A 21,815-nucleotide genomic window follows, 5' to 3' on the forward strand; every position below is an offset into this window, starting at 1 on the left:
CGCTCCGGTCTCGCGACCCGATCGCCCAGCCCCGCTGCGGCATCCCCCGGACTTCGGCATCGGTTGTCCGTGAGACGCTCTTGTCATGTCCGCTCCCAGCATCTCCGATGACCCCATCGCCTCGACGATGGCGCGATTCGGATTGGGAACGGCCGCGGGTGGCCCTGGCGGCGGTCGTGGCCCAGCCTTGGGCCGATATCGTGTTCTCCGGCGCCGCGACCCTGGACCAGCTGTCCTCCAATCTCACCGCCGCCGAACTCGACCTCACCTCTGAAGCCCTGACCGAACTCGCCACCCTGACCGAACCCGCTGAAGCGTATTGGCGCACTCGCGCCGAATTGCCTTGGGCCTGAATCGCGTATCTCTGGCCGAGGGTTCGAGAAGAGCGGTCGCGGATCTGGGCGGCGGGCACGCCACGGTCTCTCCTCTCACTCAGTACGGGTTGTAGTCGCTCGGGCGGGGTCGCGGGGTGCGGACGTCGCTGGGCAGCAGGAGCAGCGCGAGCGCCGGAATGGCCAGCAGGAGCAGTGCGAGCACCATGGTGACCGGGGAAGCGCCCGCCAGTTGGAGGCCGATGACGACCACGGGCAGTGCGATCACGAACAGTGGGGCATGGCGGATGGTCATGGGAGATACCTCCGTGTGGTGGGGCGGGCCGGATCAGCGCTGGGTGGCCTTGGGCCCGGTGAGGCCCTCGGCGAGCAGGATGCGATGCGCCTGCTGGGCGGCCGAGATCTGTGCCGCGGTATGGGGTTCGCCGCCCGGCAGGGTTTCCAGGCCGCGCGCGAGCACCGCCACCGCGTCGGTGAGGGCCCGGATGCGTTGCTCGAGGTCGGCGACGGGCGATACCTCGGGCGGGCTGAAAACCGAGGCCGCCGCGATGATCTCGCGGAAGTCCGCGCCGAGCAGGATGTGGCGCAGCCGCACCGGTAGTTGAGCGAGGACGTGATCGAGCTGGCCGGGGGAGAAGAGTTCGGCGAACGCGTCGGTCACCGCTCCGGCGAGCGAGACCGCGTCATCGGGGGAAACGCCTGCTTCCCGTGCGAATTGGGTGAGGAAGGAGGGCACGTCGTGCGGTACGGGCACATGGCCGGGAATCCAGCCCTCGTAGAAGATGCCGCGCAGCAGTTCGGGCAGCTGTGCGCTCAGATGCGCTGCCGCGCCGACGCCGAGGCGGTCGCGCACGGTGTGCAGCCAGGCTCGGACGGCCCGGTGCGCGAACATGCGGTCCTCGGTGCCGAGCCGGTCGGCGACGGTGCGCAGCCATTCGTTGGCGGTGTGCACGGCCGGTGCGAAGGGGTCGGTGTGATGGCTCATGACTTGAGCGTGCCCGCTGCGGCGGACCGGGCGGAGCGGACTCGTGCCCGCACCGGCGGGACCATGGTCACCGGCTCAGGTGGTCGGTGCGATCCCTTTGCGGAGGCTGTCGAGGGCGGCGTCGAGCAGTCGGCGCGCTCGGGCCGCGACGGGCTCCAATGCGGCCTGGCCGGTGGTGCGCAGCAGCACTTCCGGGTCGGCGGCCTCGACCAGCACACCGGTCTCGTCCGTGCGCACCACCACATTGCAGGGCAGCAGCAGTCCGGCCTGCCGGTCGGCGGCGAGCGCGGCCGCGGCCAGTCGCGGATTGCAGGCGCCGAGAATTACGTACTCCTCGATGTGCTCGCCTACCCGCTCCCGCAGCACGGCTTGCACATCGATCTCGGTCAGCACACCGAACCCATTCTGCCGCAATGCTTCCCGGGTCTCCGCGACGGCCGCCGGGAAGGTCGCGTCGAGATGGACGGCGATGGCGGGGGAGGGGGCCACCGGGATCCGGATCTCGGTGATCAGCTGGCGCGGAGTGCTCACCTCGTCGGGGCCGATGAGATAGGCCTCCGTCGGCGGGCCGATCGGCCGGTACCCGGCCTCGTGCAGCCATTCCCGCAGCGCCTTGTAGGCCGCATCGAGGAATTGGTAGCCGCCGCGGTGACAGGTGCGGGCGACGAGCGTCGCGGGTTGAATGACCAAATCGGCGCCGGACGTGGGCCCCAGGCCGGGCGCGGGCTCGACCGGGAGCCCGAAATCCACCGTGATGGCTCGATCGGCGGGCAGCTCCCGATGGAACGTGATCGTCGGTGCGCCGCTGGCGGTGAGCCCGGCCCGGCGGGCCACCTCCGACACCAGATTCATGCCGCTGAGAATGCCTTCGGTCAGTATGCCGGTGCGGATTTCGAGGGGTACGCGCAACACTGTTTGCGGCGCCGTCTCGCACACGGTCACCTGGTAGTCCATCTCTTGTTGCGCTTGGCCGGTCATGCCCTCAGCGTCGGCCGATGCGGGCATCGTGCACAGAGGCGAAGGTCCCGGAGCGGTGGGTAGAAACGCCGCGGCGGACACCGTCCGAGCGGTCGGCCGAGGGCCGGTCGGGCACGGTGCCGTCGCCGGGAACGACAGGCGAAAGATAACGCGGGCAGTGACTTTCGGTTCTGTGCCGGATCGAGGCGGCAGCGCAGGATGCGAGTGAGGCAGTAATCGATTCACCTGTCGGACGGAGGATGTGGTGAGTGTGCGGTACGAGACGCCGGGACTCGGTTCGGCAGCGGTGCTCATGGCCTTGCATCTGCCGACGGGCCTGGCGCATTCGATAGGGGAATTGCGGTATGCGGGGCGGCATTCGGGGCGGCGGGTAGCGTTGCCCGTGTCGTTCGTGCGGGCGGGCGACACCGTGGTCGTCCGGGTGGGCGCTGCCGCCACGAAGACGTGGTGGCGCAACTTCCGGTCACCGCACCCGGCGGCCATCCGGATCGACGGATCCTGGGTGACCGGCGTCGGTCATGTGGTGGCGCCCGCCTCGCTGGAGCATGAGCAGGTCGAGGCCGTGTACCTGCGTGAGCGTCCGCGGGCGCAGCCGTCCGCGACCGATGTGTACGTGGTGCTCGAGGTGGTCCCGGAGGCCGCGCCCGGGCCGTTGGCGACCCTGCGGCGGCGGTGGTTCACCCGCGTGACGGCGGGGGAGTTCCTCGGCTTTGGCGCCCCGCCGTCGGCGGTGCGCTGGCGGCGGACGCCCCCGCGGCGACCCTCGTCGCCACCATGTTGCTGGCCGGTGCGGCCGAAGGCGTTGTGCTGGGTAGTTTCCAGGCCCGTGTGTTGCGAACGGTGTTGTCTCGGCTGCGGATTCGCGACTGGGTGGCCGCCACCGCCGCGGGCGCCATCGTGGCGTGGTCGGTGGGCATCCTGGTGATGCTGTTCAGCGAGCAGCTCGGCGACTGGCCGATCTGGGCACAGGTGCCCGCGGTGGCGGCCGGGGCCTTGGTCATGGTGTTCTCCCTCGGTCTCGCACAGTGGATCGTGTTGCGCCGCTACGCCGATCGGGCAGCCTTGTGGATCTGGGGCACAGCGGTGGCGTGGATCGCGGGCCTGATCGCCTTCACCTTGGTGACCACGCCGTTGTGGCAACCGGGACAGTCGGTGCCGCTGGTGGCGGCCATCGGCGCGCTGGGTGGCCTGGCCATGGCGGCGGTGATGGCGGCGGTGACCGGAGCCTTCCTGATGCGGATACTGGCGGCGGACAATGCCGCGCCCGCGGTCTGAGACGCCGGGGCGCGGGGAACCCGGCGTGGATATCCGGACCGAAGATCGATGGAGGACCTTCGGCCCTGGCGAACCCCGGTGGGCGGTGATGACATGGAATGCGGGGTTGGTTGCAGGGGAGAACAGCAGAGAGGTTGTCGTGGCGTGGGCGAGTTCCCGGAGGACGGTCCAGTCCCGCAGAGTACGGTCCATCTGTCTCGCGAGGAAGCCCTGCGCCTGCTGTCCAGCGTCCCCTTCGGCCGGGTGGTGTTCACCCGCGATGCGTTACCCGCGATCCGCCCGGTGAATCACCTGGTCGACGCCGATGAGGTGATTGTCGTGCGCACCCGGCTGACCTCGGCGGTGCGCGCCGATTCGACGGTGGTGGTGGCCTACGAGGCCGACGATATCGACCCGGATCTACAAGTGGGCTGGTCGGTGGTGGTCACCGGCATTGCCCGGACGGTCACCGATCCCGACCGCCTCGCCCGCTACGAGCGCCTGCTGCGGCCGTGGGTGAACGGTGCCATGGACACCGTGGTCGCCATCGAGCCCACCCTCGTCACCGGCATCCGGCTGGTGGAACCGGAAGCGAAGTCCGCCTGAGAAGATGCCGGAATCGCGTATCGGTGCTGCCCGTGATCAGTGCGGCCTGCGCGGCGCGCTCGGCAGATGTTTCGTCCAGTCGACGCGGGCGAGCAGGACGACACCGGCGAGCAGCGCGACCTGCACGGCGATGCCGTAGGGCGAGGTGAGCGAGTCGGTGAGCGCGGCGCCGAAATTCCGCTCGGCGGCGTTGGCGGCGCCCATATACAGCGAGTAGCTGACCAATCTGCCCGAGATGTGCGCGGCGGTGATCGGCAGCAGGCGAACGCCCATCAATCCGGCCGCCTCGAACAGTTGCGCCGAGGGCAGCGGGGAGATGAGGAAGACGGCGAGCCCCGCGAGCGAGCGGCCGCGGTGGCCGGTGAGGTAGTCGTGGGCGGCCTGCAAGCCTGCCTTGCGGCGCGGACCGAGGTGGCCGCGGATGCGGCCGGTCGCGGCGGCGAGCAGATAACGTCCGGTCCCCGAGGTGCAGGCGCCGAGGATCACGAGTGCGACCGGGTCGAGGTGCCAGTTGAGCCGGAACAGCACCAGCAGCAGTGCGGTGGGCGGACCGAAGGCCGGCATCAGATTCACCAGGAGCACCACGGCGACGACGGCCGAATAGTGCGCCGGCAGTGTGTTCACGGCACTCCTGTCCTCCTAGTCGCCGGACTCGTATCATCCAGTCCAGCAGTCGTATTCGCCCGTGCACAGGGAACAAGGTCACATTCGCCCCCGCATCGGAGACTGGTCGACGCGCGCTACGGCGCGCTCGGCGTGCGCGGGCACGACGAGCAGGTGCGGGCTCTGGCCGCCGCGGCGGGCGTCGCCATCGACAATTCGCGCCTCTACGACGCCGCGCGCACCAGGCAGGCGTGGATCGAGGCCACCCGGGTGCGCTGATCCGTCCCGCTGGGCTGACCGCGTCCGGGATGCCCCGATACGAGTGACCTTCGTCAGTGCGGTGATGGCCCGATTCCACTGCCCCCGAGGCAGACCGAGGATGCACACTCGGCACATCATGATCTGATCGCTGAGAGGGAGAAGTCCCATGCTCGCTGGCATCGTGCTCACTGCGCTGAGTGCCCTGATGGTGGCGTTGGGGTGGTGGGCATTCGTGCACCCGCTGCGTGAACGGGGCGAGCGGCCCGCTGCCGAGCGGCGGCCACAGCTTTCCCGGGCATACGGCGGTGACCCGGTGGTGTCTGAAAACGAGGTCCGGGTACCTCGGGAGCTCACCGCCGAGTGGGCCGACCGGACACAGATATGGGCGGCCCTGGTGGCCGAGAACGCGCTGCTCGCCGATCGGCTGGCAGGCCGGATCGATCGTGAGGTGTATCGCGGGGGCATGCTCGCGCTGGCCCTCCGGTATGAACCGGCCTCCGACGACCGCAGGTGAGCGGTCCGCTGGATCCGCGGCGCGTCGAGGCGGATCATCGGTCGCGATGAACCGTCACCTGTTCGACTACTGGTCGCCGTCTTAGTCGACGTGGAACACCGGATAACGTTCGGCGATTCCGTGCAATTCGGCGGCGGTGGGTTCGGCGGTGACGCCGAAGTAGTAGCGGGCTTCGCGGGCGGCGCCCCAGGAACGGCCGGTGCGGCCTGAGCGGTGCAGGTAGGCGCGAATCACCGGGGGACGTTCGGCGGGCGGGATTTCGGTGAGGGTGGCGGCGCGGCGCTCGCGGCGGCCCAGGACCACCCGGCCACCGGCGGCGCGCACATTGCGCACCCATTCGGATTCCCCGCCCAGCGAGACGAGGAAGTGGCGGTCGGCGTGGTCGACGCGAACCAGGTTGGTGCCGCGGATGATTCCGGTGCACCGCCCCGGAACCTCCAGGGCGACAGCGTAACCAGGGGCCAGCCCGAGTCGTATGAGCAGTCGGCCCAGGGGTTGCAGCCGCCGATACAGGGCAGGTCCGGGGCGGTAGCGGGTCGACGCGGTGTAGTCGACGGGCCCGATGATGCCGCCGAGTCGGGCGCGGGCGGTGTCGCGGGTGCGCGGTGCGGGCATCGCGGATCACCGCCGCTGGGTGAATCGGTGCAGGATGCCGACCTTCTCCGGTGGATATCGCATCGTTCGGTCCTTTCGCCGAGTTCGTGCCTTCCCGCTCACGATGCGGCAGCCGAAGGTCGACGGGGAGGGCCGAATGTCCACCGATGGCAGGCACATCCGCCCAATGCTGTCCGGGGACGGCCCTCACGGCGCGCCCGCGGGCTGCGCGGCCGGTGCGCCGAAGTCATTGCTCCGCACCCTTTCCCCCGTCAGGGGTGGGAGGACGCTCGCGGCGAGCGTGACGCCCCAGCCGCGGACGCCGAGCGGGCGGCAGCCGAAGAAATAGCTGGTCGGCGGGAATTGGACTAGTGCCACGAGTGCGGCCGCCGAGCCGAGGGCGGTGGCGAGCACCAGGGGATCGCCCTGGGCGCTGACCGCGGTCTGCACGAGCTGCGCGCCGACGAGGGTGGCGAAGCCGACCGTGCTAACCTGCCGTGGCGGGCACAGCAGCCGGGCGGCCAGCCAGCCGCCGACAGCCGCGACCGTGGTGATCACCGCCCGGGCCGTGACCTGCTGGTTCAAGGTGGCGCCGACCGCGGCGTCGGGGCCCTCGGTGAGCAGTTCGGCCGTGCAGACGCCGCGGGGCGGGCGGGCGGCGACGACGAGGGCGGGCAGCAGATCGGTGAGCAGGTTGACCGCCAGCAGTTGCCTGGCATTGAGCGCGGGCCGGGCCGCCAGCAGCGCCGAACCGAGGGTGAAGGCGATCTCGCCGAGATTGCCGCCCTCGAGCAGCGCGACGCTGTCGCGCACCGACCGCCACATGGCCCGGCTCTCGATGACCGCGTCCACGATGGTTTCGATGCGCTCATCGGTGACGACGATATCCGCGGCCTGTTTTGCGGCCGGAGTGCTCCTGGGCCCCAGCGCTATTCCCACATCCGCGAGCCGGATGGCGGGCGCGTCGTTGGCGCCGTCGCCGGTGACCGCGACCGCGTGCCCGGCGCGCCGCAGCGCGCGCACGATGAGCGCCTTGTGCTCGGGGCTGACCCGGGCGAAGACCGCGGTGTCGGCGACGAGTTCGGCGAGCTGTTCGTCGGTGCGGGACCGGAGTTCGGCTCCGGTCACCACCCGGCCGCCGCGCAGGCCCAGTTCGGCGGCGATGGCGGCGGCGGTGCTCGGGTGGTCGCCGGTGAGCATGACCACGTCGACCCCGGCGGCGCGCAGCTCGCGCACGGCCGCGGCGGCCGTGGTGGTCGGCGTGGACGGGTCGAAGGGATCGGAGACGGCGCTGCGCTGGGCGGCCCGGTACGCGGCGCGCAACGGGCGGGAACTGCAACTGGTGCACGGCCTCGATCTGGTCGGAATCAGCAGTGTGCTCGGCACATACGAGGTCGTCGTACCGCGCGTGGTCGATACCGTGCGCGCTTACGGCAAGGAACTCGTCCGGCACGCCGAGCGGACGGTTCGTGAGCTCGAGCCCGGCCTGCGCGTTTCGGTGCACCTGTCCGCCGACAACGGCACCCATCTGCTGATCGGGCGCAGCTCCGCGGCCTTCGCCGTCGTGATCGGCGCGACCGGGGAGATCGGGACCATCGGCCACCTCGGGTCCACGCTGCTCGCGGTCACCGCGCATGCGAAGGGCGCCGTGATCGTGGTGCGCCCGGATCCCCAGCAGGACAACATGGTTCGTGACAGCGGCCCGGTCGTGGTCGGTGTCGACGGCAGCCCGGTCAGCGAGGCCGCCTTCGCCGAAGCCGCGGAACGGCAGACCGCCCTGGTGGCCGTGCACGTCTGGAGCGACTGGAGTTTCGGCAGGTTCGCGGGCGACGACGCCCTGCTGTCGCTGACCGAGATCGAGGGTGTGGAGGAGATCCTCCTGACCGAACGCCTCGCCGGGTATCAGGAGAAGTACCCGGAGGTCCAGGTGACCAAGCGGGTGTACTTCTCCGGCACCTGCGTGATTGGTCCAAGACCGCACAACTGGTGGTCGTAGGCAACCGCGGCCGCGGCGGCTTCCGCGGCCTGCTGCTCGGTTCGACCGCACACGATCTGGTCCAGCACGCGCACTGCCCGGTCATGGTCGTCCACTCTCGATAGCCGACGCACGGTGGCGTGATGCCGAATTCCTACCGGCCTTTGTCCGGTAAGCGCAGGAATCCGAAAGCGAAAGAGACTCGGGCATCAAGAGTTTCGTGTGGGCCGTGGCGAGTGCCGTCGTGTCGGCCGCGATCGTGGGCGGGCTGATCAGCTCACCGGATGTGGATCCGATCGCTACCGGTGGCGGGTGGTGAAGATGTCGGTCAGCGGGCGTCGGGGCGTCGGGACCGTCTGTTCGTAGGCGGGGGAGGCGCTGATGCGGATGACGATCTGGGGCTTGCCGCGGTTGGGGGTCAGGCCCGAGAGCAGGGTGCGGGCCGAGGACAGTTCGGTGATGTGGGTGAGGGCGCAGGTCGCCAAGCCCGCGGCGGTGCATTCGAGTAGGACCGCCGAGAGTGCTTCACCCGCACGCAGCCATTCGGTGAGCGAATCGCCGGGAGAGCTGAGCACCGCCAGTCGGGCGTGGTCCTCGATACCCGGGCGGCGCGCCGCGTGCGGCGGGGCCGGGAACGTGCGGCCGACGCCCACCCGCACGAATTCGGCGTCGGAGACGAGCGCATCGGCGGGCACACCTTCCGGCATCCAGGAATGTCCTGCCCACCAACCGATCTCGGCCTGGTACAGCATATCGTGCCAACGCAGCGCCGTGGCCTGCTCCGAGGCGGCGACTAGCCGGAACCGGGTGCTCGCGTCGAGCGGGTCGAGATCCAGTTCGTGCGGTGACACCAGCATGCGCAGCCGGGGCAGCAGCGCCTCCCAGTCCGGTGGCTCGTCCATGGGCAGCCGATCGGTGCGCCGCAGATCGATCGCCGCGGCGCGCGCCAGCAGCCCGGACGGTGGACTCGGCCAGGGCCGGAACCGGACCTGGGCGAGGTGCCCGGGCTCGAGCGGTTCGGGCACCCGCACGGTATCGGTGTGCCAGCCGCGCGCTCCGAACGCGGTCCGCACATGATGCAACATGGCGCCGCAACTGATCACAAGCTGGCGACCGTGCGGATCGGCGGCGCTGAGCAGGCGATCCGGATCGGAGTGCAGATGCAGGGTCTCCCCGTCGAACACCCAGCGCCACGGCTGGGTGTTGTGCACCGACGGCGCACGCGACGCCAACCGCATCACCGCCAGCATCGTCCGATGGTCGGGAATCGAAGCGGGAACATCCATAGCGGTCATGCATTCAAGTGTTCGCGTCGGGGTTCCCGGTGCCTACGGGCTTTTCGGCCGCGCGCGGAGGCCATAGGTCACCACTCGTGCCGGGCCGCGATCGCCCGGCGATATCGAGTTCGGCGGCGACTCACACGTGATCGGTTCGGCTATACGAGCTCCTGCAGCGACCAGCGCTGCGGTATGGCGGCGGCCACATCCTGTGCGCGGTGATGGAGAGCTGAGCGCACCGGCACTGGACCAGGGTCGTCGTCGACCCTCGAATGACCGACCTCACTCCCCGCGAGACCGAAGTGGCGCACTCGGTCTGTCCAGTCGTGCGCAAGTCGTCGTCGTACCCCCCTGGAGGTACAGCGAATTCCGGGCATTACCGGATAGGCACGGATGGACCCCGTCTCTACCGTCAGGACTGTCGGATCGAGAAGGACACGGGTCATCTGGTGGAGAGAGGTAACAGCGTGGGTAGGGGCAGATTTCGGGGGCGCGGCCGGTACATCGTCATCGCGGCGGCGATGCTGGCCGCAGCGGGTTGCGACGAAAGCACGGCGGCCGAAAGCACGGTGGATCGGAGTGCGGACGCATCGATGGCTACTCGAGTCTCCGACGCACTGACCGACCTGGTCCGGTCCGGGATGCCTGGCGCGCAGGCGACTATCAGCGGACCGGACGGTCAGCGAACGTTCGCCGCCGGTGCTGGCGACCTTGCCACCGGCGCGCCCTACGCGGACGGGGCCCATATTCGAATCGGCAGCGTCACAAAGACGTTCGCTGCCACGGTTGTGCTGCAACTCGTCGGCGAGGGTGCGGTCGATCTCGAGGCTCCGATCGAACGGTATCTACCGGGTGTGGTGCACGGCAACGGCAATGACGGCAACCGGATCACGGTGCATCAACTGCTCCAGCACACCAGCGGCCTCGCGGACTTCGCCCCCGAAGGCGGTTCCGAGAAGCTGCCTCAGCAACTCGACCAGACGACGGACGGCCGGGCATACCGCGATCTCACACCGGCCGACCTGGTGCGCATCGCGACGAGCATGCCGCCGCAGTTCGAGCCCGGCACCCAATTCCGGTACACCAACACCAACTACACGCTGCTGGCGATGCTGATCGAACGCATCACGGGCACTCCGTTCGCCGCGGAGATCAGCAGCCGCGTCTTCGAACCGCTCGCCATGCACGACACCTACATTCCGTCGCGCGGTGACACCGGCCTGCGCGATCCGCACCCGCTGGGCTACCGCAAGGTCGACGACAAGTGGGTCGATGCCACCGACGCCGAGGTGGCCTGGACGGGCGCGGCCGGCGCGATCATTTCCACCGGCGCCGACGTGAACCGATTCTTCACGGCGCTGGTCACCGGAAAACTACTTCCGGCAGCACAACTCGCGCGGATGGAAGACGCCATGCCGATGCCGTCCTTCACCGAAATGAGTTACGGACTCGGCTTGGTCCGATTCAGGGTGCCCTGCGGGAATGAAGTCAAGGAGGCGTGGGGGCACTCCGGCGGGATTCCCGGCTTCAGCACGATGGCGATAGCCACGAGCGCGGGCACCGCGGCGACCATCAGCGTCAACACCGAGCAGACCAACGAGCAGTATTCGACCGCTTTCACCGCCATATTCTGCGCGGTCGCCTGACCCGATCCAGCAATCGAGCACCTTGTTCCGGTTACCACCCGAATCCGTTTCCGGCGCGGGTGCGCACCGCGTCGAGTTGGGTGGGGGTGCCGAGGACGATGAGAATGGTGTCGAGGTGGAGTTGGGTTTCGTCGGTGGGGTTGGTGACGAAGCGGCCGTCGGGGGTTCGCAGGGCCAGGACCAGGGCGCCGGTGGTGCGGCGCAGGTCGGTGTCGGTCAGGGAATGCCCCGCCAGGGAGGATCGCGTGCCGATCGGGATTTCCTCGATGCGGTATTCGAGGGTGTCCTCGTGCATGACGACGTCGAGGAACTCGGCGACATTGGGCTGTAAGGCGAAAGCCGCCATGCGGCGCCCGCCGATCAGCTGGGGGTTGACGGCCCGATTCGCGCCCGCGCGCACGAGTTTGGCTTTCGAGCTCTCGGTGCGCGCCCGCGCGACGATCGCCAGATCCGCGCGCAGCGCCCGGCTCGACAGGGTCACGTAGACATTGTCTGCATCGCTGTCGAGCGCGGCGATCAGGGCACGAGCGTGTTCGATGCCCGCCGCGGCGAGCACGCTGTCATCGGTGACATCGCCGAGGATGTGGGGGAATTCGATGTCGCGCAATCGTTGCGGGTCCTTGTCGATGACCACGATCGTCTCGCCGAGGCTGTGCAGGTACTGCGCGGTCGAGCGCCCCACGCGTCCCCAGCCGCAGACGATGACATGTCCGCGCATCCGATCGATCCGGCGATCCATCCGTCTCCGTTCCAAGTACTTGCGCAGATGTCCTTCGATGAGCGCCTCCAGCAGGAGACCGAACATGTAGAACACCGTGCCCGCGCCCACCAGAATGAGCGCCATGGTGAACACCTGACCCACCGGGCTCAACGGATGAACCTCGCGGAAACCGACCGTGGTTATCGTCGTCACCGTCTGATACAGGGCGTCGAGCACGCCGAACCCCAGGAGCACGTATCCGGCCGTGCCCGCGAGCACCACGCACACGAACGCCACCACGACACGGCTGAGGCGGCGCAACGGGTTCACCCGACGAGTGTTGCATCGGCTCGGGCCGCACGCGCAATCACCGGACCGGGATCGGGGCCGACGGCCCGGCGGTCCATGACCTTGGTCCCTGGGGTGCGGCATGGCTCGGTGTGATGCTCGGTACATCCGTTTCCAGGAGGAACCATGTCCGGCCGTCAGCCCGATCACCAGACCATCCGTGCCGCACTGGAGTCCGCGATCCGTGCGCCGTCGGTGCACAACACCCAGCCGTGGCGGTGGCGCCTGGCCGACACCACCGTGCATCTGCATGCCGACACCGGCCGCCAGCTGCCACACGTGGACCCGGACGGGCGCGAGCTGCTGCTGAGTTGCGGTGCGGCCCTGCATCATCTGCGGGTGGCGATGCGGGCCTCCGGCTGGGCCTCGCGCGTGTGGAGCCTGCCCGATCCCTTCGATGCGCGGCATCTGGCGGCCATCGAGTTCGAGCCCGCCGCACCCGATGCGGAGTCGCGGCGCCTGGCCCGCGCCATTGCCATGCGCCGCAGCGACCGCCGTCGCTACGGTGCGCGGAAGGTGTCCGAGCGGCAGCTGGCCGCGGTCATGGCGGCGGGCATCGCGCCGGGTGTGAGCATCCGGGCCGTGGATACCACCGGTGAGCACACCCGGCTGCGACGAGCGTTCGCACAGGCCGGTGCACAGCACGCCGCGGATCCGCGTTATTGCGCCGAACTCGCTTCCTGGAGCGGCCATTACGCCGACCCGCTGGGCGTGCCCGCCCGCAATGCGGTCAGCGCCGCCGATCCGACGGTTCGCCCCTTCGGCAATCCCGGCCAGGTGGAGTCGGCGGTCGCCGCCACCGTCGAGTCCTCCCGAATGCTGTTGATCTGCACCGCGTCCAACGATCTGCGGGCATGGCTGCGCGCCGGAGAATCCACCAGCGCGGTGCTGCTCGAGGCCACCGCGCGGGGATTGGCGACCTGCCCTGTGACCGAACCGCTCGAGCTGGCCGAGACCCGCGAGCGCATCCGCACGGCTCTACTGGGCGATCTGGGCTATCCGCAGCTCATCGTCCGCCTCGGGTGGGCCGCTGTCGGCGCCGATCCGATACCGGCGACTCCGCGCTTACCGTTGGACACCGTCCTGCGAACCCTCGAATCCGCCGGTGCCGTGCGGTAATCCACGCCCTGCGGTGCGCCCGCGAGTCAGTGTTGCCCCGCGTCGGACAAGTGCGACCCCGCGGCCACGAGGCCGCGGGGTCGCCGCAATCGATCGGCATCGCGGCCGAAGACTGCTACTTCGCGGGCTGCCCGCGCAGTACGGCCAGCCTGCGAGCGTATTCGGTGTCGTCGATCTCGCCGCGCGCGAAGCGCTGTGCCAGCACCGCCTCCGCGGTGGGCGGCTCGTGCGGGGTTGCCGGGCGGTCGAAGTCGCGGGCGGTGAGCCGCACGACGAGGACTATGCCCGCGATGATGAGGGCCCAGAACAACAGCATGCCCACGCCCATTCCGGCGAAGCCCCAGCCGTTCATATCGTGGTCGTACCAGCGCATCATTGCTCCTTCTCCTTGCGTGGTGTGTCAGTGGTGGTGCGGTGCAGCGGTTCTCGCTGCTGATCGTTGACGTACTCGCCGATCGCGGACAGCGAGGCGCCGGCGCGGGATCCGGAGTCGCGAGCGGACGGGCTCGAACCTGGTTGGGCGAAGCGGGATCTGGTCTTCTTCTCGATGACGGCGGCCCAGCGGTCGATGGCCGCCCAGTCGCGCAGGTCCGCGGCGGGAAGCACGCGCAATGGGGAGGCGGGCATCCGGCGCAGCAGGCGATGCCAGCCGGTGAGCAGCGCCGGATCCCAGCGTCCGCCGAACATTGCCACCGCCGTGGGGCGCAGCCAATCGTAGTGGCGCAGTAGCTGATCCAGTTGCGCACGGGCCTCGGCCTCGGGCTGTCGCGGATCGACCTGCCCGGTGGCGAACAGCGCGACGTCACGATGGGTGAGCGTCGGTCCGAACCGCCCCAGGAAGCGCCGGGCCGCGCGCGGCCAGCGGCCGTAGTAGAACGGCGCGCCCGCGATAGCCCGCGATATCGTCCACCTCGTCCATGGCACGGCAGTCCACGGTGAGATTCGCCGAGCGCAGCGTCGCCGCCAGATGCTCCGCGATCTCGCGGGTCGACCCGTACCGGGATGCGTAGGCGACCAGGATGAGGCTGTTCATGAGTGGTCCCCTCCTGCGGTGACGACCGGCGCCTGCCCGGCGGTGGCGCCGCCGTCGACGACGAATTCCGATCCGGTGGAGTAGGTGGCCTCGGTGACCAGGAAGCGGACCATGGCCGTGACCTCGTCCGGTTCACCGAACCGCGGCAGCGGTTGCGCCGCGGCGAACGAGTCGTCCATGCCCGCGGTCATCGGGGTGTGGATCGGGCCGGGATGCACCGAGCACACGCGAATATCGGCCGCCCCCAACTCGAGCGCCGCGGCCTTGGTCAGGCCGCGCAGGCCCCATTTGCTTGCGACGTAGCCGCTGATTCCGGCATAGCCCATCAAACCGGCGGTCGAGGAGACGTTCACGATGACGCCGCCACCGGCCTGCCGCATGCGCGGCGCCGCGAGGTGCATGCCGATCCACGGCCCGTACAGATTGACGTTCACGACATGCCGGAACATGGCCGGGGATTCGGACTCCACCGTGCCGAAATCCACGATGCCCGCATTGTTGACGAGCACGCCGAGGGGCCCGAACTCGTTCACGGTCTCGTCGAGCACGCGCTGCCAGTCGTCGTCGGACGTCACGTCCAGGCGATGGAAACGCGCTGCCCGGCCGAGGGATTCGGCCAGCTTCTCGCCGTCGTGAACGAGGATATCGGCGATGGTGACGCCGAAGCCTTCCTTCACCAGGGCGGTCGCGATCGCCGCGCCTATGCCACGGGCGCCGCCCGTGACGATCGCGCTTCGGCCCGTTCGATCAGCCATGATGCTGCCTTCCGGTGGCTGGATGGATAGCTGTTGCATCGAGAATCCACCGCTGCCATGCCGACCGGGACGGTCGAAGGTCATCGAAATGGCTGGCCTTGGGCCGCGACTTCCGCCTCTGACGCCGGACGGGCGCGCGGCACATGATCAGCGGGTAATCCTCGAGCGAAAGCAGGAGATCATGCGCAAAATCACCGCGGGCGCGGTCGGAATCGCCTCGGCGGCAGTGGGGTTGATGGCCGGGTATCCGCTGCTGGCGCGGCGGAAATGCCTGACCTGGGGCGCGAGCGCGGACGAGGTGGCGCGGGCCATGCCCGGCGACGGCCTGCTGGGCGCGCCCGATGTCGTCACCACCCGGGCCATTACCGTCGCCGCGGATCCGGAGCGCATCTGGCCGTGGCTGGTTCAGCTGGGGCCCGGGCGCGGCGGGGCCTACACCTACGACTGGATCGAGAACCTGTTCGGCCTGAACATGCACAGCGCCGACCGCATTCTGCCGGAATTCCAGCACCTCGCGGTCGGTGACGTCATGCCGATGGGGGACGACGGACCGCGCATGCGGGTGGCGATTCTCGACCCGGGCGGTCACAGTCTGGTCTTCGCTTCCGAGGACCACCACTGGACGTGGGCCTTCGGGCTGTACCCGACGACCGGCGGCACCCGGCTGGTGAGCCGCAACCGCATCTCCACCGAGGGGATGTCCTGGCCCGCGCGGCTGGGGTTCACGATGGTCATGGAGCCGGGCAGCCTCGTCATGGAAGCCAAGATGCTGCAAGGCATCAAGGCGCGCGCCGAACGCCTGCAGGCGGCGGCGGTGACCAACAGCCTGGAGACTCGGGAGGAAGGCCCGTATCCGGACACCGTCTCCCCGAGCACACCCGGGGTATGACCGCTACTCCGGTTCCCGCCCCGGCATCCCTTCCGGCTCATCGGACGATTCGCGCCGCGCTGCGGCGGGCCGCCCGCGCACCGTCGGTGCACAACACCCAGCCGTGGCGCTGGGTGCTGGCCGCCGACAAACTGCAATTGCACACCGATCCGGATCGGTTGCTGGCCAGCGCCGATCCGAACGGCAGGCAGATGATCATCAGTTGCGGCGCCATGCTGCATCACGCCCGCACGGTCTTCGGCGCACTGGGCTGGCACACCGATACGGTGCGCGTGCCCGATCCGGCGCACCCGGAGTACCTGGCGGAGATCGCTTTCCGGCCGTGGCCGAATCCGCCCGCGGGCCTGGTGGCCCGGGCCGGGGTCATCGAGCGCCGCCGCACCGACCGGCTGCCGATGACCGCGCCGGAGGGCTGGGACGCGCTGGCGCACCGGCTGCGCATGCTCGCCTCACCGCACTACATCGAACTCGACGCTCTCGACGAGTACGTCCGGCCGCGCTTGGCCATGGCCTCGGAGCAGTCCGCCGCGTTGCGTCGCTACGACCTCATGTATCAGGCCGAAATCGACTGGTGGGCCGGGCATTCCGATGATGTGGAGGGGGTTCCGGCTGATGCGCTAGTCTCGGCCTCCGAGTACGGGCGGGTCGGGGTGGGCCGCGCCTTCCCCGTCACGCCGCCCTCCACGCGCCGCGCCGGAGTCGAGGATCACGCGCGCCTGGTCGTGTTCAGCTCGCCCGGCGACTCCATCGCCGATTGGCTGCGCACCGGTGAGGCGCTCTCGGCGGTGCTGCTCGAATGCACCGTCGCCGGACTGGGTACCTGTCCGCTCACCCACCTCACCGAAATCTTTTCGGACCGTACGATGCTCGCGCGGGCCACCCACGAGCGCGGTACACCGCAGCTCGTCATCCGCATCGGTGTCGTCCCCCCGGGCGAATCGGTCCCGCCGACGCCTCGTCGCCCGCTGGCCGACATCTTCACCCTGGCCCGCTGAGCTCGCCGCGGCGGTGCTCGAAGTCTCAAGATCAAGTGACTTTGGGCCTTCTGTCCGGATCGCTGGACAGGGTTATGGTTGTCTTCATCACCCCGGCGACGATGGGAAAAGCCATGACCAAGGTATTTCTGGTCGACGATCACGAGATCGTACGCCGCGGACTGGTCGACCTGCTCGAATCCGATCCGGAACTCACCGTCATCGGCGAAGCCTCCGATGTCGCCGAGGCCCTGGCCCGCATCCCCGCGCTGCGCCCCGATGTCGCGGTGCTCGACGTCCGCCTGCCCGACGGCAACGGCATCGAACTGTGCCGCGAACTGCTGTCCCGCCTCGACGATCTGCGCTGCCTGATCCTGACCTCGTTCACCGATGAGCAGGCCATGCTCGACGCGATCCTTGCGGGAGCCAGCGGGTATGTGGTCAAGGACATCAAGGGCATGGAACTGGCCAAGGCCATCAAGGAGGTGGGTGCGGGCCGCTCGCTGCTCGACAATTGCGCCGCCGCCGCGCTCATGGAACGGCTGCGCCGCAGCGCCCGGCCCGACGGCCCGCTGGCCGATCTCACCGACCAGGAACGCACCCTGCTCGATCTGCTCGGGGAGGGCCTGACCAATCGCCAGATCGCGGAACGCATGTTCCTCGCGGAGAAGACCGTGAAGAACTATGTCTCCAGGCTGCTCGCCAAACTCGGCATGGAACGCCGTACTCAGGCAGCGGTCTTCGCCTCGAAACTCCGTAGCGAGCATCCGGGTTCGCGCTAGCGGGCGGCGTCCCTCAGGCGCTGAGCCGCTCGTCCGGCACGAGCCGCACACCGGTCACCAGGGTCGGTTCGGTGGCGATGGCGCTGTCCGGGTCGCCGCCCACCCACGGCCGCAGCAGTCGCTCGTACCGGGCCAACCGATCCGGATCGGTGACCGGGCGAGCGATTCCGGTGACGACCACCGACCAACCGGCGCGCCGGACCGGATCGATCTCGTCGGCTTCGTAGGCGACCACGACATGGGTATCGGCGCGGACGGTGGAGGTGAGGCGCGTGGTGAGCCGGGTGCGCACGATGACGATCTCGTCGTCGACGACGACATGGTTGACGGGGCGGATGGCCGGGAGCGCCTCGCGGGTGTAGACCACGCGCCCGAACGGGACGCCCGCCAGCAGGCGCATCGCCTCGTCGCGCGTCAGGTCCACGGCCCCACGAGTCCCGGCAGCGTGGGGGAATCCGCTCACGACAAACAATCCTCTCGAACAAGTCGGCTTCGGCAAGGTCACTGTACATGGCAGCATGCGATGCCGCCGCCGGACAGAGACGAAAGTCCCCCAACTCCGGTAACTGGACGTGCGCACCAGAGCAGTAGGTAACTGTGCGATGGCCCGGGACCGCGCAACCGCGGCGCGTGGCCGGATGCGGCAATCACACTGCGTTCTGCTCGGTGGAGCGGGACCTTGTCCTCTGTGGGTGCGACCGCTCCCGGCGGGAGTCTGAAACGGAACCCGTTGAGAGAGGCGATGTGTCATGCAATACCAAGTGAGCCTGTGCGAAACCGCACCACAGACCGTGCTGCGGGTGCCGCACGAGATACGTTCGGATCTGCTCAGCGACGGGATCATGAGCGGAATGCTGGAGCTGGCCGGTGTGGCGGCGCGCGCCGGGCTCATCTCCAATGGCGCGCCGAGCATCACCTTCCACCACGAGTTGCCCGTGTCCGATGCTGTCGTGGTCGACTTCGGGTTGCCGGTGGAACCGGCGCCGAATCTCGGGCCCGCCTCCGGCGGCCACATCGACATCCAGCCCGCCACCCTGGTCGCTCGCACCTGCCATCGCGGCAGCTATCGCGATCTCGACGCCGCCTATCGCGCACTGCGCGAATGGCTGCGGGACTCCGGCTACCGGCCGATCGGACCGCCCACGGAGTCCTATCTCGTCGGACCGGACGAGGTGCGCAACCCGCGCGAGCTCATCACCGAGATCCGTATTCCCATCGCGCCCGCGCCCGCTCTCGTCGTGCATCTCGACACCGGATTCGCCGAGACGGTCACCCGGACGCGGGAAGCCTTGCGGCAAAAGGGGTTCGGAATACTGTTCGAAATCGACGTCCAGTCCGTCCTGCGCGAGCGCCTGGGCGAGCACATCGAGGACTACCTGATCCTGGGCGCCTGCCATCCGCGGCTGGCCTACCAGGCGCTCGACGCCGACCGGCAGGCCGGGTTGCTGCTGCCGTGCACTGTGGTGATTCGCGCCGACGAGACGGGCTTCCTGGTGGAGGCCGCCGACCCCGCAGTCCTGGTCGGCGCCACGTCCCAAGGGTCTCTGCGCCTGATGGCCTTCGAGGCCCGGCGACTGCTGGATGCGGCACTGCACAGCCTGCGCGAGACCGCCGCGCACCCGGGCGTTTCCGGCGGCCGTGATCATGCGGCCGCCACGGAGGCCCGCTGACGATGATTCCGCTCGGGCCCATCGCCGCCGCGCACGAGGACCTTCGCCCCTCACACCCGGCGGCGCGACCGGAGACGCTGGCTGTAACGACAGTCGAGGGATCGGAGCCGTGATGGGCGACTATGTGGCGGAACTGGCGGAACTGCGGTTGGCCGATGCCGACCGGGCCGGTGGCAAAGGGGCGAATCTGGGCGAGCTGGTCGCGGCGAAACTGCCGGTGCCACCGGGATTCGTGATCCTGAAGTCCAGCTATGACGACGTGATCGGAGCGGGCCCGCACGGCGCGGAATTGAACACCCTCCACGATCAGGCCCTCGGAGCGGCCGTATCGGCCGATCCGGCGCGGCAGCGGCAGCTCGACGAAATGTGCCGCCGGATGCGCGAACTCGTCCACGAGTCGCCGCTGGGCCCCGCCGTGCGCGACGCCGTCGTGTCGGCCTACCACCACCTCGGTGACGCGGTATCGGTCGCCGTGCGCTCTTCGGCGATCGGTGAGGACGGCGCATCCACCTCGTTCGCGGGAATGAACTTCTCGCGCACCAATATTCGCGGCGACGAACCCTTGCTCACCGCGCTCCGGGAATGCTGGGCCTCGCTGTTCAGCCCCCGGGTCCTGACCTATCGGGCGCGCCGCGGACTGGCCGACCGGCCGAGCATGGCGGTGGTGGTGCAGCGCATGGTGCCCGCGCACAGCGCGGGCGTGGCGTTCACCGCCGAACCGGCCACCGGGCGGCGCGATCGGGTGATCATCGACGCCGCCCGCGGCCTGGGCGAGGTCGTCGTGTCCGGCGCGGTGGAACCCGATACCTACACCCTCGACGCGCACGGGCTCACCCTGCTGGAAACCCGTCCCGGGAAGCAGGATTTCGCCATCGAGGCCGGACCGGAGGGAGACCGGCGCCGGGAGCTGACCGATCAGGAGACGATGACACCGGTGCTCACCAAGGATCAGGCGATCGCCATCGCGCGGCTGGCCTTGCGGGTGCAGCAGCACCACGGCGGACTCCCGCAGGACGTGGAGTGGGCCATCGACGACGGCGGACTGTGGCTGGTGCAGGCCCGCCCGATCACCACGCTGCCCGACGCCGAGGTGAAACAGCCCATGGCGCGGGCGGTTCCGGGACTGGTGCTGGTGCGCGGGCTGGCGGCGGCGCCCGGGCAGGCGAACGGCGCGGTGCGCGTGCTGCGCTCGCCCGCGGAGGGCGGGCAGTTGCGCGACGGCGAGGTGCTGGTCGCGCCGATGACCAATCCCGATTGGCTGCCCACCATGTCCCGCGCCGCCGCGGTGGTCACCGACAGCGGCGGTATGACCTGCCACGCCGCGATCGTGGCGCGCGAGCTCGGCGTGCCGTGTGTGGTCGGGGCGCGCACGGCCACAACGGATCTCACCAATGGCATGGAGGTGACGGTGGACGGTTCGGCGGGCCAGGTCCGCACCGCGAGCGGTGCGCCCGCGCCCGCCGTGACCGCGGCGCCCGCCGCGCCGATGGCGCGACCGGCGCCCGCGGAGACCACCGGCACCCACGTCTACGTCAATCTCGCGCTGCCCGAATCCGCCGAACGCGTCGCCGCCCAGGACGTGGACGGCGTCGGCCTGCTGCGCGCGGAGGTGCTGCTGGTCCAGGCGCTGGGCGGGCGGCACCCCCGCGATCTGATCGCGCGCGGTGAGGGCGAGCTGTTCGTGCAGCGCCTGACCGAATCACTGCACCGCATCACCTCGGCCTTCGCGCCCCGGCCGGTCGTCTATCGGGCAATCGACATGCGCAGCAACGAATTCCGCGGGCTCGACGGCGGCAGACAGTACGAACTGATCGAGCACAATCCCATGATCGGCTTCCGCGGCTGCTACCGCTACGTCCGCCAGCCCGAGCTGTTCGGGCTCGAGATGGCGGCCCTGGCGCGAGTGCGCGAGCGGACCCCGAACCTGCACTTGATGATTCCGTTCGTGCGCACCCGCTGGGAACTGGAGGAATGCCTGCGCCTGGTCGACACCAGCCCGCTGGGCCGCCAGCGCGGCATGCACCGCTGGGTCATGGCCGAGGTGCCCTCGGTGGTGCACTGGCTGCCCGAATACATCGGAATGGGCATCGACGGCGTCTCCATCGGCAGCAATGACCTCACCCAGCTCATGCTGGGCGTGGACCGCGATTCCGAGGACTGCGCCGAACTGTTCGACGAAGCCGACCCCGCCGTCCTCGACGCCATCGGCCGCATCATCGCCACCGCCCGCCGCCACGGCATCACCTCCTCCCTGTGCGGCCAAGCCCCCTCGACCCGCCCCGAATTCGCCGAACACCTGGTCCGCATGGGCATCACCTCGATCTCGGTCGCACCCGACGCGGTGCATCGAACCAGGCGAATGGTGGCCGCGGCCGAACGGCGCCTGCTGCTCGAACACGCGGTGGGCGGGAACGGTCAACCGGGGTAGCCGGGCGTCGACCTGCGAATAGGACCAAAGACCCGGGATCGACGGTCCCGGGTACGCGGAATCCGAGGCAGCGTTGCCCTCCGGAAATGACC

General features: G+C 69.5%; 26 protein-coding genes and 1 pseudogene. 14 read left to right on the forward strand and 13 right to left on the reverse strand.

Going from position 1 to position 21,815, the window contains the following annotated elements; translation table 11 throughout:
* The first annotated feature begins 107 nt into the window (after window positions 1–107).
* Window positions 108–353 carry a hypothetical protein gene (locus tag NC4_RS13040; protein WP_174566846.1) on the forward strand — a complete coding sequence of 82 codons (246 nt, stop codon included), beginning with the start codon at window positions 108–110 and terminating at the stop codon, window positions 351–353.
* Window positions 354–432: 79 nt separating this feature from the next.
* Here the strand turns inward: NC4_RS13040 and NC4_RS13045 are convergent, their stop codons facing one another.
* The 3 genes from NC4_RS13045 to NC4_RS44555 form a co-directional block, all read right to left on the reverse strand.
* A complete protein-coding gene (locus NC4_RS13045; RefSeq protein ID WP_067537049.1) occupies window positions 433–627 on the reverse strand; it encodes a hypothetical protein in 195 nt (64 codons plus the stop codon).
* Between the two features lie 33 nt (window positions 628–660).
* Window positions 661–1,317 carry a DUF2267 domain-containing protein gene (locus NC4_RS13050; RefSeq protein WP_067537052.1) on the reverse strand — a complete coding sequence of 219 codons (657 nt, stop codon included), beginning with the start codon at window positions 1,315–1,317 and terminating at the stop codon, window positions 661–663.
* Between the two features lie 75 nt (window positions 1,318–1,392).
* On the reverse strand, window positions 1,393–2,295 hold the full coding sequence (locus NC4_RS44555; protein ID WP_369690737.1) for a DUF302 domain-containing protein: 903 nt from the start codon (window positions 2,293–2,295) through the stop codon (window positions 1,393–1,395).
* A gap of 672 nt (window positions 2,296–2,967) precedes the next feature.
* Here NC4_RS44555 and NC4_RS13060 point away from each other — a divergent pair.
* Complete coding sequence (locus NC4_RS13060; protein WP_157554646.1) at window positions 2,968–3,570, forward strand: hypothetical protein; 603 nt, start codon at window positions 2,968–2,970, stop codon at window positions 3,568–3,570.
* A 144-nt stretch (window positions 3,571–3,714) separates the two neighbouring features.
* Window positions 3,715–4,155, forward strand: coding sequence for a pyridoxamine 5'-phosphate oxidase family protein (locus tag NC4_RS13065; protein WP_067537054.1), 441 nt, complete (start codon window positions 3,715–3,717; stop codon window positions 4,153–4,155).
* Window positions 4,156–4,191: 36 nt separating this feature from the next.
* Here the strand turns inward: NC4_RS13065 and NC4_RS13070 are convergent, their stop codons facing one another.
* Window positions 4,192–4,779, reverse strand: a complete 588-nt coding sequence (locus NC4_RS13070) for a hypothetical protein (protein WP_084528996.1) — start codon at window positions 4,777–4,779, stop codon at window positions 4,192–4,194.
* Window positions 4,780–4,911: 132 nt separating this feature from the next.
* On the opposite strand from NC4_RS13070, the gene NC4_RS43920 reads away from it, so the two are divergent.
* Together NC4_RS43920 and NC4_RS13075 are read left to right on the forward strand one after the other, a co-directional pair.
* Window positions 4,912–5,037 carry a hypothetical protein gene (locus tag NC4_RS43920; protein ID WP_281186293.1) on the forward strand — a complete coding sequence of 42 codons (126 nt, stop codon included), beginning with the start codon at window positions 4,912–4,914 and terminating at the stop codon, window positions 5,035–5,037.
* A gap of 148 nt (window positions 5,038–5,185) precedes the next feature.
* The gene (locus NC4_RS13075) at window positions 5,186–5,533 is read left to right on the forward strand and encodes a hypothetical protein (RefSeq protein ID WP_067537056.1); all 348 of its coding nucleotides are present in this window, start codon (window positions 5,186–5,188) and stop codon (window positions 5,531–5,533) included.
* Window positions 5,534–5,614: 81 nt separating this feature from the next.
* Here the strand turns inward: NC4_RS13075 and NC4_RS13080 are convergent, their stop codons facing one another.
* A complete protein-coding gene (locus NC4_RS13080; RefSeq protein WP_084528998.1) occupies window positions 5,615–6,148 on the reverse strand; it encodes a nitroreductase/quinone reductase family protein in 534 nt (177 codons plus the stop codon).
* A gap of 186 nt (window positions 6,149–6,334) precedes the next feature.
* Window positions 6,335–7,363, reverse strand: coding sequence for an HAD-IC family P-type ATPase (locus NC4_RS13085; protein ID WP_369690738.1), 1,029 nt, complete (start codon window positions 7,361–7,363; stop codon window positions 6,335–6,337).
* Here NC4_RS13085 and NC4_RS13090 point away from each other — a divergent pair.
* Window positions 7,326–8,123, forward strand: coding sequence for a universal stress protein (locus NC4_RS13090; protein ID WP_369690739.1), 798 nt, complete (start codon window positions 7,326–7,328; stop codon window positions 8,121–8,123). The genes NC4_RS13085 and NC4_RS13090 overlap by 38 nt on opposite strands.
* A complete protein-coding gene (locus NC4_RS44560) occupies window positions 8,114–8,227 on the forward strand; it encodes a universal stress protein (RefSeq protein ID WP_369690740.1) in 114 nt (37 codons plus the stop codon). Before NC4_RS13090 ends, NC4_RS44560 begins: the two co-directional genes overlap by 10 nt.
* 174 nt (window positions 8,228–8,401) lie before the next feature.
* Here NC4_RS44560 and NC4_RS13095 read toward each other — a convergent pair whose 3' ends face one another.
* Window positions 8,402–9,397, reverse strand: coding sequence for an Acg family FMN-binding oxidoreductase (locus NC4_RS13095; RefSeq protein WP_067537061.1), 996 nt, complete (start codon window positions 9,395–9,397; stop codon window positions 8,402–8,404).
* Window positions 9,398–9,651: 254 nt separating this feature from the next.
* Between NC4_RS13095 and NC4_RS13100 the strand changes: the two genes are divergently transcribed.
* Window positions 9,652–11,025, forward strand: a complete 1,374-nt coding sequence (locus NC4_RS13100) for a serine hydrolase domain-containing protein (protein ID WP_157554647.1) — start codon at window positions 9,652–9,654, stop codon at window positions 11,023–11,025.
* Between the two features lie 31 nt (window positions 11,026–11,056).
* Here NC4_RS13100 and NC4_RS13105 read toward each other — a convergent pair whose 3' ends face one another.
* A complete protein-coding gene (locus tag NC4_RS13105) occupies window positions 11,057–12,055 on the reverse strand; it encodes a potassium channel family protein (RefSeq protein ID WP_067537067.1) in 999 nt (332 codons plus the stop codon).
* A 144-nt stretch (window positions 12,056–12,199) separates the two neighbouring features.
* Between NC4_RS13105 and NC4_RS13110 the strand changes: the two genes are divergently transcribed.
* Window positions 12,200–13,192: an Acg family FMN-binding oxidoreductase gene (locus tag NC4_RS13110; protein ID WP_067537069.1), complete on the forward strand. Its 993-nt coding sequence runs from the start codon at window positions 12,200–12,202 to the stop codon at window positions 13,190–13,192.
* Between the two features lie 115 nt (window positions 13,193–13,307).
* Here NC4_RS13110 and NC4_RS13115 read toward each other — a convergent pair whose 3' ends face one another.
* The 4 genes and pseudogenes from NC4_RS13115 to NC4_RS13130 all read right to left on the reverse strand — a co-directional run bounded on the left by NC4_RS13115 (window position 13,308) and on the right by NC4_RS13130 (window position 14,980).
* Complete coding sequence (locus tag NC4_RS13115; RefSeq protein ID WP_067537072.1) at window positions 13,308–13,568, reverse strand: SHOCT domain-containing protein; 261 nt, start codon at window positions 13,566–13,568, stop codon at window positions 13,308–13,310.
* A complete protein-coding gene (locus NC4_RS38915; RefSeq protein WP_169814788.1) occupies window positions 13,565–14,116 on the reverse strand; it encodes a flavodoxin domain-containing protein in 552 nt (183 codons plus the stop codon). Before NC4_RS38915 ends, NC4_RS13115 begins: the two co-directional genes overlap by 4 nt.
* A 28-nt stretch (window positions 14,117–14,144) precedes the next feature.
* Window positions 14,145–14,225: pseudogene (locus NC4_RS45120) on the reverse strand (hypothetical protein); the annotation flags it as partial.
* The gene (locus NC4_RS13130; protein ID WP_067537993.1) at window positions 14,222–14,980 is read right to left on the reverse strand and encodes an SDR family NAD(P)-dependent oxidoreductase; all 759 of its coding nucleotides are present in this window, start codon (window positions 14,978–14,980) and stop codon (window positions 14,222–14,224) included. The gene NC4_RS13130 and the pseudogene NC4_RS45120, both read right to left, overlap by 4 nt.
* A 181-nt stretch (window positions 14,981–15,161) precedes the next feature.
* Between NC4_RS13130 and NC4_RS13135 the strand changes: the two genes are divergently transcribed.
* The 3 genes from NC4_RS13135 (at window position 15,162) to NC4_RS13145 (ending at window position 17,625) form a co-directional block, all read left to right on the forward strand.
* Window positions 15,162–15,869, forward strand: coding sequence for a hypothetical protein (locus NC4_RS13135; RefSeq protein ID WP_067537079.1), 708 nt, complete (start codon window positions 15,162–15,164; stop codon window positions 15,867–15,869).
* On the forward strand, window positions 15,866–16,864 hold the full coding sequence (locus NC4_RS13140; protein ID WP_067537082.1) for an Acg family FMN-binding oxidoreductase: 999 nt from the start codon (window positions 15,866–15,868) through the stop codon (window positions 16,862–16,864). The genes NC4_RS13135 and NC4_RS13140 overlap by 4 nt, the downstream gene beginning before the upstream one ends.
* A gap of 113 nt (window positions 16,865–16,977) precedes the next feature.
* Window positions 16,978–17,625: a response regulator gene (locus NC4_RS13145; RefSeq protein ID WP_067537995.1), complete on the forward strand. Its 648-nt coding sequence runs from the start codon at window positions 16,978–16,980 to the stop codon at window positions 17,623–17,625.
* Window positions 17,626–17,638: 13 nt separating this feature from the next.
* Here the strand turns inward: NC4_RS13145 and NC4_RS13150 are convergent, their stop codons facing one another.
* A complete protein-coding gene (locus tag NC4_RS13150) occupies window positions 17,639–18,088 on the reverse strand; it encodes a pyridoxamine 5'-phosphate oxidase family protein (RefSeq protein WP_501193513.1) in 450 nt (149 codons plus the stop codon).
* Between the two features lie 286 nt (window positions 18,089–18,374).
* On the opposite strand from NC4_RS13150, the gene NC4_RS44565 reads away from it, so the two are divergent.
* Together NC4_RS44565 and ppsA are read left to right on the forward strand one after the other, a co-directional pair.
* Window positions 18,375–19,295: a DUF302 domain-containing protein gene (locus tag NC4_RS44565; RefSeq protein ID WP_084529007.1), complete on the forward strand. Its 921-nt coding sequence runs from the start codon at window positions 18,375–18,377 to the stop codon at window positions 19,293–19,295.
* A gap of 112 nt (window positions 19,296–19,407) precedes the next feature.
* Window positions 19,408–21,723, forward strand: coding sequence for a phosphoenolpyruvate synthase (gene ppsA, locus NC4_RS13160; protein WP_067537088.1), 2,316 nt, complete (start codon window positions 19,408–19,410; stop codon window positions 21,721–21,723).
* The last annotated feature ends 92 nt before the right edge of the window (window positions 21,724–21,815 follow it).

It is taken from the genome of Nocardia crassostreae (assembly GCF_001613405.1).
Classification (GTDB): Bacteria; Actinomycetota; Actinomycetes; order Mycobacteriales; family Mycobacteriaceae; genus Nocardia; species Nocardia crassostreae.